The 12880-nt window shown below is 73.3% G+C and carries 16 protein-coding genes and 1 pseudogene; 3 read left to right on the top strand and 14 right to left on the bottom strand.

Annotation, left to right across the window (positions count from 1 at the left end; genetic code table 11):
• Positions 1-77: 77 nt before the first annotated feature.
• The 6 genes and pseudogenes from AB0M18_RS05705 to AB0M18_RS05680 form a co-directional block, all read right to left on the bottom strand.
• Positions 78-665: a lysophospholipid acyltransferase family protein gene (locus AB0M18_RS05705; RefSeq protein ID WP_365755866.1), complete on the bottom strand. Its 588-nt coding sequence runs from the start codon at positions 663-665 to the stop codon at positions 78-80.
• Positions 666-730: 65 nt separating this feature from the next.
• Positions 731-1405, bottom strand: coding sequence for a (d)CMP kinase (gene cmk / locus AB0M18_RS05700; RefSeq protein ID WP_365755535.1), 675 nt, complete (start codon positions 1403-1405; stop codon positions 731-733).
• A gap of 135 nt (positions 1406-1540) precedes the next feature.
• Positions 1541-1726: pseudogene (locus AB0M18_RS05695) on the bottom strand (prephenate dehydrogenase); the annotation flags it as partial.
• A 160-nt stretch (positions 1727-1886) separates the two neighbouring features.
• Entirely contained in the window at positions 1887-2975 is a 1089-nt protein-coding gene (locus AB0M18_RS05690) for a prephenate dehydrogenase (protein WP_365755534.1), read from the bottom strand.
• Positions 2972-3334, bottom strand: a complete 363-nt coding sequence (gene aroH / locus AB0M18_RS05685) for a chorismate mutase (protein WP_362536800.1) — start codon at positions 3332-3334, stop codon at positions 2972-2974. Before aroH ends, AB0M18_RS05690 begins: the two co-directional genes overlap by 4 nt.
• A 92-nt stretch (positions 3335-3426) precedes the next feature.
• On the bottom strand, positions 3427-3858 hold the full coding sequence (locus AB0M18_RS05680) for a YidB family protein (protein WP_365755533.1): 432 nt from the start codon (positions 3856-3858) through the stop codon (positions 3427-3429).
• A gap of 110 nt (positions 3859-3968) precedes the next feature.
• Between AB0M18_RS05680 and AB0M18_RS05675 the strand changes: the two genes are divergently transcribed.
• From AB0M18_RS05675 to AB0M18_RS05665, 3 genes are read left to right on the top strand one after another with little or no spacing between them, the layout of a single operon-like run.
• Entirely contained in the window at positions 3969-4304 is a 336-nt protein-coding gene (locus tag AB0M18_RS05675; RefSeq protein ID WP_365755532.1) for a DUF952 domain-containing protein, read from the top strand.
• Positions 4305-4350: 46 nt separating this feature from the next.
• On the top strand, positions 4351-4857 hold the full coding sequence (locus AB0M18_RS05670) for a Rieske 2Fe-2S domain-containing protein (protein WP_365755531.1): 507 nt from the start codon (positions 4351-4353) through the stop codon (positions 4855-4857).
• A gap of 10 nt (positions 4858-4867) precedes the next feature.
• Positions 4868-5620 carry a nucleotidyltransferase domain-containing protein gene (locus AB0M18_RS05665; protein ID WP_365755530.1) on the top strand — a complete coding sequence of 251 codons (753 nt, stop codon included), beginning with the start codon at positions 4868-4870 and terminating at the stop codon, positions 5618-5620.
• Here AB0M18_RS05665 and AB0M18_RS05660 read toward each other — a convergent pair.
• The 8 genes from AB0M18_RS05660 to AB0M18_RS05625 form a co-directional block, all read right to left on the bottom strand.
• Positions 5537-6310, bottom strand: coding sequence for a nucleotidyltransferase domain-containing protein (locus tag AB0M18_RS05660; protein WP_365755529.1), 774 nt, complete (start codon positions 6308-6310; stop codon positions 5537-5539). The genes AB0M18_RS05665 and AB0M18_RS05660 overlap by 84 nt on opposite strands.
• Before the next feature lie 3 nt (positions 6311-6313).
• On the bottom strand, positions 6314-7327 hold the full coding sequence (locus AB0M18_RS05655) for an ADP-ribosylglycohydrolase family protein (RefSeq protein WP_365755528.1): 1014 nt from the start codon (positions 7325-7327) through the stop codon (positions 6314-6316).
• Positions 7324-8067: an NUDIX domain-containing protein gene (locus AB0M18_RS05650; protein WP_365755527.1), complete on the bottom strand. Its 744-nt coding sequence runs from the start codon at positions 8065-8067 to the stop codon at positions 7324-7326. Before AB0M18_RS05650 ends, AB0M18_RS05655 begins: the two co-directional genes overlap by 4 nt.
• Entirely contained in the window at positions 8064-9152 is a 1089-nt protein-coding gene (locus AB0M18_RS05645; RefSeq protein ID WP_365755526.1) for an AAA family ATPase, read from the bottom strand. Before AB0M18_RS05645 ends, AB0M18_RS05650 begins: the two co-directional genes overlap by 4 nt.
• Complete coding sequence (pnuC, locus tag AB0M18_RS05640; protein ID WP_365755525.1) at positions 9149-9799, bottom strand: nicotinamide riboside transporter PnuC; 651 nt, start codon at positions 9797-9799, stop codon at positions 9149-9151. The genes AB0M18_RS05645 and pnuC overlap by 4 nt, the downstream gene beginning before the upstream one ends.
• A gap of 155 nt (positions 9800-9954) precedes the next feature.
• Positions 9955-11124 (bottom strand): pseudouridine synthase, encoded by a 1170-nt coding sequence (locus tag AB0M18_RS05635; protein ID WP_365755524.1) that lies wholly within the window; start codon positions 11122-11124, stop codon positions 9955-9957.
• Positions 11124-11696 (bottom strand): SMC-Scp complex subunit ScpB, encoded by a 573-nt coding sequence (gene scpB / locus AB0M18_RS05630; protein ID WP_265865694.1) that lies wholly within the window; start codon positions 11694-11696, stop codon positions 11124-11126. Before scpB ends, AB0M18_RS05635 begins: the two co-directional genes overlap by 1 nt.
• A 38-nt stretch (positions 11697-11734) precedes the next feature.
• Entirely contained in the window at positions 11735-12835 is a 1101-nt protein-coding gene (locus AB0M18_RS05625; RefSeq protein ID WP_365755523.1) for a segregation/condensation protein A, read from the bottom strand.
• Positions 12836-12880: the final 45 nt, after the last annotated feature.

Genomic DNA, 12880 nt, shown 5'->3' with positions numbered 1-12880 from the left:
AAGTCCGTTCCTTGATCATTCGTGGTCGGTGGGTTGCCGGGGGCTCGAGCCCCGGGGCCCACTACTGAGAGTGTCGCTCAGCGCCCGGTGAGGCGCCTGGCGTTTTTGAGGTGGTCGGTGAGGCGTTCCTGAATGCGGAAGGTCGCCTCGTCCAGCGCCTTGCGGGTGCGCCGGCCGCTGCCGTCGCCCGCGTCGAACGGGTCGCCGAAGACGACGTCGACGCGGCTGCGGAGCCGGGGCAGCGCCTTGACCAGGCGTCCGGGCGTGTCGGTGCTGCCCAGGACGGCGACCGGGACGATCGGCGCGCCGCTGCGGACCGCGAAGTAGGCGAGACCGGCCCGGAGCGAGGCGAAGTCGCCCTCGCCGCGGGTGCCCTCGGGGAAGATCCCGAGGACACCGCCCTGCTCCAGGATCCCGAGGGCGTTGCCTATCGCGGTGCGGTCGGTCGAGTCGCGGTCGACCTTGAGCTGCCCGATGCCCTCCAGGAAGCTGCCGAGCGGCCCGACGAACGCCTCCTTCTTGATCAGGAAGTGCACGGGGCGCGGGGCGGTGCCCATGAGCATGGGGCCGTCGATGTTGTGCGCGTGGTTGACGGCGAGGATGACGGGGCCGGAGGCCGGGACCCGCCAGGCACCGAGCACGCGCGGCTTCCAGAAGCCGTACATCAGCCCGATGCCGATGCGCCGGCCGACGGCGGCGCCCTTCTCTGAGGGCCGCCCGGTGGGCTGGGTCACTTGGCGCCGGTCCGCTTCTCCTCCACCAGGGTGACGACGCACTCGATGACCTGGTCGAGGGTGAGCTCGGTGGTGTCGACCTCGACGGCGTCGCCGGCCTTGGCGAGCGGGGAGGTCTTACGGCTGGAGTCGGCCGCGTCCCGCTTGATCAGGGCCTGCTGGGTGGCGGCCACGTCGGCGCCCTTGAGCTCGCCGGAGCGGCGGGCGGCGCGGGCCTCGGGCGAGGCGGTGAGGAAGATCTTGAGGTCGGCGTCCGGCAGCACGGTGGTGCCGATGTCCCGGCCCTCGACGACGATGCCGACCTCGGCGCTCCGGGCGATGCTCCGCTGGAGCTCCGTGATGAGGGAGCGCACCTCGGGGACGGCGCTGACGGCGCTGACCTTGGAGGTGACCTCCTCGGTACGGATGGGGCCGGCGGCGTCGACGCCGTCCACCGTGATGGTGGGGCGGGACGGGTCGGTGCCGGAGACGATGACGGGCTTGGCGGCGGCGTTGGCGACCGCGTCGGCGTCGTTCACGTCGACGCCGTTGCTGATCATCCACCAGGTGATGGCCCGGTACTGGGCCCCGGTGTCGAGGTAGCTCAGCCCCAGCTTGGCGGCCACCGCCTTCGAGGTGCTCGACTTGCCCGTGCCGGAGGGGCCGTCGATGGCGACGATCACGGTTTCCACGGTGGGGAACGCCTTCCTGGGTGAGCGTGAGGTCCCGGCGGACGCGCGGGGACCTCCCCCAAGGTTACCGAGTCCCCCGCACCCGTTCGGCCCAGTGTGCCGCGGGGCCCCGCACGGCGGCACCGGCGGCCCCCCTCAGCCCGTCCGCAGCGCCCAGCCCCGCTCCTTCAACGACGACTCCAGAACCGGAACCGCCGAAGGCTCCACCATGAGCTGGACCAGACCCGCCTGCCGGCCGGTGGCGTGCTCGATACGGACGTCCTCGATGTTGACGCCCGCACGACCGGCATCGGCGAAGATGCGGGCCAGCTCACCGGGCTGGGCTGGATCATCCACCGCCCCCCTCGCACCGCTCGGCCCCAGGGGCCTCCCGGGCTTCGGACGGCTGCACCGGACTCCGTCCGGCGGGTCGTCGGCCAGGCGACACGGACCGGCGACAGGAGCACCGCCCAGGCGAGCGCGCCGGCACCGGCGGCCCCCCTCAGCCCGTCCGCAGCGCCCAGCCCCGCTCCTTCAACGACGACTCCAGAACCGGAACCGCCGAAGGCTCCACCATGAGCTGGACCAGACCCGCCTGCTGGCCGGTGGCGTGCTCGATACGGACGTCCTCGATGTTGACGCCCGCACGACCGGCATCGGCGAAGATGCGGGCCAGCTCACCGGGCTGGTCGCTGATGAGGACGGCGACGATCTCGTACGTGGCGGGGGCGGCGCCGTGCTTGCCGGGGACGCGGGCGCGGCCGGCGTTGCCGCGGCGCAGGACGTCCTCGACGCCGGAGGCGCCGGCCCGGCGCTTGGCGTCGTCCTCGGACTCCAGCGAGCGCAGCGCCCGTACCGTCTCGTCGAGGTCGGCGGCCACGCCCGCGAGGACGTCGGCGACCGGCCCGGGGTTGGCGGAGAGGATCTCGACCCACATGCGCGGGTCGGAGGCGGCGATGCGGGTGACGTCGCGGATGCCCTGGCCGCAGAGCCGTACCGCCGTCTCGTCCGCGCTCTCCAGGCGGGCCGCGACCATCGAGGAGACGAGCTGCGGGGTGTGCGAGACGAGGGCGACGGCCCGGTCGTGGGCGTCGGCGTCCATGACGACGGGCACCGCCCGGCACAGCGCGACCAGCTCCAGGGCGAGGTTGAGCACCTCGGTGTCGGTGTCGCGGGTGGGGGTGAGCACCCAGGGCCGGCCCTCGAAGAGGTCGGCGGTGGCGGCGAGCGGGCCGGAACGCTCCTTGCCGGACATGGGGTGCGTGCCGATGTACGCGGTGAGGTCGATGCCCAGGTCCTGGAGCTCCCGCTTGGGCCCGCCCTTGACGCTGGCCACGTCGAGGTAGCCGCGGCCGAGCCCGTCCCGCATGGCGGCGGCGAGGGTCCCGGCGACGTGCGCGGGCGGTACGGCGACGATCACGAGGTCGACCGGCCCGGCGGGCGCCTCGTCGGTGCCGGCGCCGAGCGCGGCGGCGGTACGGGCCCGGGCCGGGTCGTGGTCGCGCAGATGCACGGTGACCCCGCGCCCGGCGAGCGCGAGGGCGGCCGAGGTGCCGATCAGGCCGGTTCCGATGACGAGCGCGGTTCTCACTGGGCAATGTCCTTGCGCAGGGCGGCCGCGGCACCGAGGTAGACGTGCGCGATCCGGGACTTGGGCAGTTCCGACTCGACGTGCGCGAGGAGCCGTACGACCCTCGGCATCGCACCCTCGATGTCGAGCTCCTGGGCGCAGATCAGCGGAACGTCCACGATCCCGATGCGGCGGGCGGCCGCGGCCGGGAAGTCGCTGTGCAGATCGGGCGTGGCCGTGAACCAGATGCTGATGAGGTCGTCGGCGGTCAGTCCGTTGCGTTCGAGCACGGCGGTGAGCAGCTCCTCGACCTGCTCGTGCATGTGCCCGGCCTCGTCCCGCTCCAGCTGGACCGCGCCGCGGACCGCTCGTACCGCCACGTCGTCACTCCCTCATCGCCTGCGTCGGTGCTCCGACCAGCCTAGTCAGCGGGCCGGAGCGACCGCCGCGGCGCCCGCCCACCGAGACGGCGTCAGAATTTCTGCGCGCGGATGAGGTCCTCCAGGGAGCCGCTGGGCAGCTGTCCCTGCGGGGACAGCTTGTCGACCGCCTGGGGCAGGGACCGGGCGATCTCGTCCGCGGCCTGGTCCGGGGTCACCCCGGCGTCGGCGGCGACCTTCTGCAGGGTCTCGTCGGGGAGGGCCTCGGCGATCTGAGCGCCGCTCACGGGCTGGTTGTCGCCGGTGCCGACCCAGGACTGGGCCTGGTCGGCGAGACCGGACCTGGTGAGCATGTCGAGGAGCCCGCCGAGCGGGTTCGAGCCGCCCTGCCCGCCGCCGCCCTTGCCGGCCGTCAGCGCGCCGAGGAGCGAGCCGAGGATGTTGCCGCCGGCGCCGCCGCCACCGCCCTGGGCGCCTCCGCCGAGGAGGCCGCCGAGCAGACTGCCGAGATCGTTTCCTGCCATGACCGTGCCCTTCTTCCGATACGGAACACGGCCAATGTCACCCGAACCACTCCGCCCCGCCACCCAGCGTGGGCGGCGCTCGCGGTACACGCTCGCGGTACAACTGTCGGATGCTGCTGCACGTCGTACCCCTGGACGAATGGTCCGCCGACCCCGGTGTCCCCTACGCTCCGCCCTCCCTCGCCGCCGAGGGCTTCGTCCACTGCTCCCCGGACGAGCAGGCCGCCCTCGCCATCGCCGACGGCCACTACCGGGACGTTGCCGGTCCGCTGCTGGTGCTCGTGATCGACGAGACACGGCTCGGCGGGGAGGTGCGCTGGGAGGGCTCCGAGGACCGGCTCTTCCCGCATGTGTACGGGCCGATCGAGCGGGCCGCGGTCACGGCGGTCCTGGAGGTACGGCGGGACGCGGACGGCCGGGCGAGGGAGCTGACGCCCTGGGCGTAGGCGTGTTGCGGACCGCTCGGTACGCTCCCCGGCCAAGCTGGACGGCATGACTCCTGACGCCATGCCCAGCCGCCGTACCGTCCTGCGCGCCGCCGGCGCGGGCTCCGCCGCCGCCACGGTGCTGGTCTCCGGCTGCGGCTCGGACGACGCCCCGGGCGGTACGACGGATGGCACGGCGACGAGCGCACCGCCCTCGACTACCGAGGCTCCCCCGGCTACCGAGGCTCCTTCGACTCCCGAGGCTCCCTCGACTCCCGCCGCGGCACCGAGCGCGCTGGCCCGGACCGCGGACATCCCGGTCGGCGGCGGCACCGTCTTCAAGGACGAGAAGGTCGTGGTCACCCAGCCGGTGGCCGGCGAGTTCAAGGCCTTCTCGGCGATCTGCACACACCAGGGGTGCACGGTCGCCAAGGTCGAGAACGGCACGATCGACTGCCCCTGCCACGGCTCGAAGTACCGGATCGCAGACGGTTCGGTGGCCGCGGGCCCGGCGCCCCGCCCGCTCCCGCCCGAGGACGTCAATGTGTCGGCGGGAACGATCACGCTCACCTAGCCTGGCGCGCATGAGTCCTGAGGAACTGGTGCGCGACCACACGATCTACTCCTGTGTGATGGGCTCGCGCGCGTTCGGTCTGGCGACCGAGGACAGCGACACCGACCGGCGCGGGGTGTACCTCGCGCCGACACCGCTGTTCTGGCGCTTCGACAAGCCGCCCGCGCATGTGGAGGGCCCGGCGGAGGAGCAGTTCAGCTGGGAGCTGGAACGCTTCTGCGAGCTGGCGCTCCGCAACAACCCGAACGTCCTGGAGTGCCTGCACTCCCCGCTCGTCGAGCACGCCGACGCCACCGGGCGCGAACTGCTCGAACTGCGCGGCGCGTTCCTGTCGCGGCGCGCGCACGAGACCTTCGTCCGGTACGCGGCCGGGCAGCGCCGCAAGCTGGAGGCGGACGTACGGCAGTACGGCGCGCCGCGCTGGAAGCACGCGATGCATCTGCTGCGGCTGCTGACGAGCTGCCGGGACCTGCTGCGCAGCGGCGAGCTGCGGATCGACGTGAGCGGGGAGCGGGAGCGGCTGCTCGCGGTCAGGCGCGGGGAGGTGTCCTGGGCGGGCGTCGAGTCCTGGATGAACCGCCTCCAGGACGAGGCCGACGCCGCCCACACCACGAGCCCCCTCCCGGACGCCCCGGACCGGGCCCGGGTGGAGGACTTCCTGACCCGCGCCCGCCGCGCCTCAGCCCTGCGCGAGCTCCCGCCGCACGCGTACGACGAAGTCGTCGAGCGCGGCGAAGGCGACGGGCTCGTCGGCCAGCCCTGAGCCGGCCTGGGCGGCGTCCAGCACGGCGTGCAGTCCCTCCACCTCCGCCCGCACCTCGGCCTCCAACACCTCGGCGGCGCCGTGTTCGGCCGCGGCCTTGGCGGCGATGAGCCCGGCGAGGCGGGCGGGCGCCTCGGGGACCTCGGCGGCGAGGGTGGGGAGGTGGGCCTGGAGCTCGCCGGAGCGCATGAGGTGAATGCCGGTGAGCAGGGCCCGGTAGGTATAGAGCAGCGGCTTCAGCTCGCCGGTCTTCTCGTACAGGCGCCACTGGGTGCCGGCGAAGCCCCGGTAGTGGTGCGCGTGGTACGAGGTGAGCACGTCCGGGACGAGGGAGCGCAGCTCGGCGTGCGCGTCGGTGGTGTGGGCGATCAGCGGCGAGGTGAGCTGTTCGAGCACGTAGCCGTTGCGCCGCAGCATCAGGCGCACGAACTTCCGCAGGTCGTGGGTCACGAGGTCCATCTCGGTCCCGTCGCGGTCCCACATGCGGGTCCGGGTCTCCTCCGGCTCTCGCAGCCGGAGCAGGGCGGCGACGGGCAGCAGGTGCACTCCGCGCAGGTCCACGTCGGAGTCGCGGGACGGGAAGCCGTAGAGGTGGGCACCGGAGACGGTGGCGAAGAGCAGGGGGTCGGGCTGCTCGGCGACGACGGCGGTCAGGTCGACGTCAGGGGCTGAGGCGGTGGGCGTCGTCATGGCTCACGCGTCCCAGAGCGCGCCGAACGCCAGCAGCTCGTCCCGGTGCTCCACCGCCGCCACCCACTCCGCAGGCCACGCGTCCGCGCCCAGGTGCGCGCCGGCGAAGGCGCCGGCGAGGGCCGCGATGGAGTCGGAGTCGCCGCGGGTGCAGGCGGCGCGGCGGAGGGCGGTCACGGGCTCGTCGGGGAAGAGGAGGAAGGCGAGGAGGCCGGTGGCGAGGGCCTCCTCGGCGATCCAGCCGTCGCCGGTGTACTCGCAGGGGTCGATCTCGGGGTCGGCGGTCCGCTGGACGGCGTCGAGGCGTTCCAGGACGGCAAGGCACTCGTCCCAGCCGCGCCGGATGAAGTGCACGGGGCCGGGGTCCTGGGAGCGGGTCCACAGGTCGCCGAGCCAGTGCTCGTGGTACCGGTCGCGGTTGTCCAGGGCGTACGAGCGGAGCTGGCCCACCAGGCCGGTGGGGTCGGCGCCCTGGGCGAGCAGCCACACGGCCCGCGCGGTGAGGTCGGAGGCGGCGAGCCCGGTGGGGTGCCCGTGGGTGAGCGCGGCCTGGAGCTGGGCGGCGCCGGACCGCTGCTCGTCGGTGAGGCCGGGAACGAGCCCGATGGGTGCGACCCGCATGTTGGCGCCGCAGCCCTTGGAGCCGATCTGGCTGGCGTCCTGCCAGGCCCGGTCGCCGTCGAGGAGGTGGCACGCGACCATGCAGGTGCGCCCGGGCGCGCGGTTGTTCTCCGGCGAGTGGTACCAGTCGACGTACTCCTCGCGCAGCGGCCGTGCCAGCCGCAGCGGCGCGAGCGGTCCCCGCTCCATGGCGGTGCGGATGCCCCGCGCGAAGGCGAGCGTCATCTGGGTGTCGTCGGTGATGTACGCCGTGCCGCGGTTCACGGGCAGTTCCATGGCCCGCCAGGGGCCGAACTTCCCGAGGATCTGCGGGACGTCGTTGAACTCCGTCGGAAAGCCCAGCGCATCGCCGAGCGCCAGCCCCACCAGCGCCCCCGTGGCGCTCTTCTTCGTCATGCGGATCGTCCTTCCGGTCGGAGCAGCGGCGGGTGCAGGGCAGTCGCCTCGCCCGCCCGGTAGAGCGCGGCCGGCTTCCCGCGGCCGCCGGTGAGGCGCGGGGGACCCTCCACCGGCCGGACGAAGCCGGGGGTGGCGAGGACCTTGCGCCGGAAGTTGGGGCGGTCGAGTGCCACGCCCCAGACGGTCTCGTACACCTGCCGCAGCTCGCCGAGGGTGAACTCGGGCGGGCAGAAGGCGGTGGCGAGACAGGTGTATTCGAGTTTGGCGCCGACCCGTTCGCGGGCGTCGGCGAGGATCCGGTCGTGGTCGAAGGCCAGGTCGCGGACGGTGTCGTACGGCTGCCAGCGGGCCTGGGCGGCGTCGCCGCCGCCGCGCGGCTCGGGCAGGTCGGGGACGAGCGCGGTGTACGCGACGGAGACCACCCGCATCCGCGGGTCGCGGTCCGGGTCGCTGTAGGTGCGGAGCTGTTCGAGGTGGAGCCGGGCGGCGGTGTCGCCGGACAGGCCGGTCTCCTCGGCGAGTTCGCGGCGCGCGGCCTGCTCGGCCGACTCGTCGGGCAGCACGAAGCCGCCGGGCAGGGCCCAGGCACCGGCGTAGGGTGCCTGGCCGCGTTCGACGAGGAGGACGTGCAGGCGGCCCTCGCGGACGGTGAGGACGGCGAGGTCGGCGGTGAGGGCGAAGGGCTCGAACGCGTACTTGTCGTAGCCCGCCACGTCGCCCCGGTGTGCGGTGGTCATCGGCGCTCCGGCAGAGGATCGGTGAGGTGCCAGCCCTCGGCGAGCAGCGCGTCGACGGCGGCGACGGCGGTCGCGAGGCGTTCCTCGTGCGGGCCGGTGAGGACGACGGTGCGGCGGCCGGTGTGGGCGAGCTGGGTGAGGAAGCGCGCGGTCATCCAGGGCCGCAGGTGCTCGCCGTCGCGCAGGCCGTCGTCCTCGAAGGCGACGCCACGGTGGTCGGTGAGCAGCCAGAGGTGCTGACGGCCGCGGGCGGCTATCTCGCCGGTGCCGGGGCTGCTCGTACCCATGTAGCGCTCGTGCCAGATGGTGGTGGCGAAGGCGTCGGTGTCGCAGAAGAGGACGGGCGAGCCGTCGCGGGCGGCCTCCTCCTCCAGCTCGGCCTGGCGGAGCGCGATGACGGGGAAGTCGGCGGAGTGGAAGGCGACGTCGGACCAGTCGGCGCCGGGGCGCTCGGCGCGCAGCTCGGCGAGTTTCAGCTCGCTGTACTCGCGCCCGTACTCGGGCACCCAGCGGGTGCGGGCCCAGACCCCGCCGCGCCGCCGGTAGTGGTCGGCGAGGGCGCGGGCCATGGTGGTGGTGCCGGTGGACTCGGCGCCGAGGACGACGACCCGGCGGGTGAGGGCGGCCCGTACGGGCGCGGCGAGGTGGTCCCAGCAGCCGGCCGGGTCGGCGCGGACGGCGGTGCCGGAGACGGGGTGGGTCCCGCGCTCGGGGTCGACGAGGACGGACGCGGCGCCGAAGCGGCGGCCGAGCTCCTCCCCGTACGACTCCGAGGTGAAGACCGCGTCGACGGGCTCGGGTACGGCCGCCCGGAAGATCTTCATGTGGGCGTCCCACACATCGGGGTCGTGCAGGTCGACGGGGACGTCGTCGACGGCGCCGACGACGAGCGCGTCGGGGTGGACCTCGCGCATCCAGGCGACCCGGTCGGCGAGCGGCACGGATTCGACGGAGGAGGCGCAGACGAGGACGGTGAGGCGTTCGCAGCGCTCGCGCGCGGTGCGCACCAGGTGGTGGTGGCCCGCGTGCGGCGGATAGAACTTGCCGAGGACGAGCCCGTGGCCGTAGCGGCGGTCGGCGGTCATGCCGTGGCCTCCAGCGGACGCGGCGCGGCGGCCAGGTCGCGGGTCCAGCCGCGCAGACCGAGGACGCAGAGGGTCATGAAGCCGACGTACAGCAGGGAGGTCAGGTAGAGCTCCTTGTACGCGTACAGCGGCACGTAGACGACGTCCGCGGCGATCCAGAGCCACCACGACTCCAGACGCTTTCGGCACTGCCCGTAGGTGGCCGTCAGGGACAGGGCGGTGGTGAGCGCGTCCCAGAAGGGGACGGTCGAGTCCGTGGCCCGGTCGAGGAGCAGGGTGAGGGCGAGGGTCCCCACCGCCCCCGCCGCGAGCAGCCAGGTCCATTCGGTACGGCTGGTGCGCCGTACCGGCAGGGTGTCGGAGCCCGGGCCACCCCCGTGGGTCCAGGTCCACCAGCCGTACGCGGCGAGGGCGATGAAGACGATCTGGAGGCCGGCATCGGCGTAGAGCCCGCTCTGGGTGAAGAGCAGGACGAAGAACAGGTTGTTGGCGATGCCGATCGGCCAGTTCGCGAGGTGCTGGCGGGCGACGAGCCAGACGCAGAGCGCCCCGCTGCCGAAGCCGAGCACCTCGGTCCAGCTGACCGGGGTGTCGAGCAGCGTGAACAGCGGCTGCTGCAACGGTTCCAGGACGTTCGCGAGACTCATCCTCGCCTCCCCCAAGATTTAAGAGTCATCTTGACTATAAATGGCGGCGGGGCTCGACCACAAGTACGAAAGCGGGGGGGCACAGGGGAACGGCAAAGGCCCGTGACCGCCTTGCGGGCGGTCACGGGCCTCTCGTCTCTCCGAGCCGGGTACGGCTACAGGCCGACTTCCTTCATCAGCATGCCGACCTCGGTGTTGCTGAGCCGGCGCAGCCAGCCCGACTTCTGGTCGCCCAGGGTGATCGGGCCGAAGGCCGTACGCACCAGCTTCTCGACCGGGAAGCCCGCCTCGGCGAGCATCCGGCGCACGATGTGCTTGCGGCCCTCGTGCAGCACGACCTCGACCAGGTAGTTCTTGCCGGTCTGCTCGACGACCCGGAAGTGGTCGGCGCGCGCGTAGCCGTCCTCCAGCTCGATGCCGTCCTTGAGCCGCTTGCCGACCTCGCGGGGCAGCGGGCCGGTGATGGCGGCCAGGTAGGTCTTCTTCACGCCGTACCTGGGGTGGGTGAGTCGGTGGGCCAGCTCGCCGTGGTTGGTGAGCAGGATGATGCCCTCGGTCTCCGTGTCGAGCCGGCCGACGTGGAACAGCCGGGTCTCACGGTTGGTGACGTAGTCGCCCAGGCACTGGCGGCCGTCGGGGTCCTCCATCGTGGAGACGACGCCCTCGGGCTTGTTCAGCGCGAAGAACTGGTACGACTGCGTCGCGACCGTCAGGCCGTCGACGCGGATCTCGTCGGAGTCCTTCACCCGCAGGCCCTGCTCCAGGACGATCTCGCCGTTGACCTCGACGCGGGCCTGCTCGACGAGCTCCTCGCAGGCGCGCCGCGAGCCGTAGCCGGCGCGGGCGAGGACCTTCTGCAGCCGCTCGCCCTCCTGCTCGGCGCCCGGGAAGGTCTTCGGGGTCTTGATCTGGGGCTTGTTCGCGTACCGCTCGCGGTTGCGCTCCTCCGCGCGGGCCTCGTACTCGCGCGAGCGGGCCGGCGCCGTGCGGCCGCCGCCGCGCTTCGGGGACTGCTTGGGGCCGCCCTTGGCGCCGCCGCGGGCCGCGTCGCCGCGCCCGCGCTTCGGGGCACCGCCGCCGGACGAGGGCATGTCCACGTCGTACTGGCGGTCCTCGGGGCGGGGCCGGCGCGGACGGGCGGCTCCCTGACCGCCTTGGCCGCCGCCCTGGCCGCCTCGGCTCTGGCCGCCCTGGCCGCCCGGACGGCCCTGGCCGCCGCGCTCGTCGCGGTTGTTCCCCGCGCCCCGGTAGTTGCCGCGGCCGCCGCTCTTGGCACCACGGCTCCCGCCGTTGTTTCCGCTGTTCCTGCCGCTGCTGCTTCGCATCAAACTTCCGTTGTCTCGTCTGCGTGCCCGGCGCCGTCGTCTGCGTCGGGGTCGAACGACGGGACGCCTTCCAGGGAGTCCGCCTCCACCGCTTCCGCCTCGGGCAGGAAGGGCGCGAGCTCCGGGAGCTCGTCCAGGCCGCGCAGGCCCATCCGCTCCAGGAAGTAGTTCGTCGTCCTGTACAGGATCGCACCTGTTTCGGGTTCCGCGCCCGCCTCCTCCACCAGACCACGCTGGAGGAGGGTCCGCATGACCCCGTCGCAGTTCACTCCGCGCACCGCGGAGACCCGGGACCGGCTGACCGGCTGGCGGTACGCGACGACCGCCAGGGTCTCCAGGGCCGCCTGGGTGAGCCGGGCCTGCTGCCCGTCCAGGACGAAGGCCTCGACGGCGGCGGCGTGCTCGGCGCGGGTGTAGTAGCGCCAGCCGCCCGCGACCACCCGCAGCTCGAAGCCGCGGCCCTGGACGGCGTACTCGTCGGCGAGCTCGCGCAGGGCGAGCGCGACCTCGCGCGGGGTGCGGTCGAGGGCCTTGGCGAGCCGCTCCTCGGTGACGGGCTCGTCGACGACCATGAGGACGGCTTCGAGAGCGGGCTTGAGGTCGTGATCGTTCACGATGCGGCCTCCTGGTCGAATTCATCGGTGACGGCGGCGGCCGCGGACGTGTCCTCCCCGCCCGTCCAGGACACGGTCAGGTCCCCGAGGGCGGTCTCCTGGTCGAGGGCGACGGCCTTCTCCCGGTAGAGCTCCAGGAGGGCCAGGAAGCGCGCGACGACGGTCAGGGTGTCGTCGGTGCCGGCCACCAGCTCGCGGAAGCTCATGGTGCCGCGCTCGCGCAGCAGCGCGACCACGATGCCCGCCTGCTCGCGCACGCTCACCAGCGGGGCGTGGATGTGGTCGACGTACACCTGCGGCTTGGCCTTGGGCTGCATGGCCTTCACGGCCAGCCTGGCGAAGCCCTCGGCGCCGATGGAGATGACGACCTCGGGCAGCAGCTCGGCGTGGTGCGGCTCCAGACCGACGGTCCGCGGATACCGCCGGCCCTCGCTCTCCCAGCGCTCGGCGAGGATCTCCGCGATCCGCTTGTACGCGCGGTACTGCAGCAGCCGGGCGAAGAGCAGGTCCCGGGCCTCCAGGAGCGCGAGGTCCGCCTCGTCCTCGACCTCGGCGGCGGGCAGCAGCCGCGCGGCCTTCAGGTCGAGCAGCGTCGCCGCGACCACCAGGAACTCGGTGGTCTGGTCGAGGTCCCAGTCGGGCCCCATGGCACGGATGTGCGCCATGAACTCGTCGGTCACCTTGGACAGGGCGACCTCGGTGACGTCCATCTTGTGCTTGGCGATCAGCTGGAGTAGCAGATCGAACGGGCCCTCGAAGTTCGCCAGACGCACGGTGAAGCGCCCGTCACCGGCCTCGGACGGCTCGGGAGCGGGCTTTGGGGACTCGGGGGCCTCGGGCTCGGCTCGTACGGCCTCAGGCTCCCGTACGACCTCGGGCTCCCGTACGACCTCGGGCTCCCGTACGACCTCAGGCTCAGCCTCAGGCTCCGGTACGGCCTCCGGCGCCGGCTCCACCCGTACGATCTCGGGCTCGGGCTCGACCACCGGGTCCGGCACCACCGGCACCGGCCTCGCGGCCGCCGGCCCCGTCCCCGGCCCGCGCCCCAGGGCGCGGCGGCGGGGCGGGCGGGACGTTTCGTCAGAGGGAGGGGGCATCGGGGTCCTGGTGGAGCGGGGGTGCGGCAGCTCCGCAGGCTACCG

This window comes from Streptomyces sp. NPDC051909 (assembly GCF_040681095.1).
In the GTDB taxonomy this organism is placed as follows: Bacteria; Actinomycetota; Actinomycetes; order Streptomycetales; family Streptomycetaceae; genus Streptomyces.
This window is presented reverse-complemented; position numbering and strand designations above follow the sequence as displayed.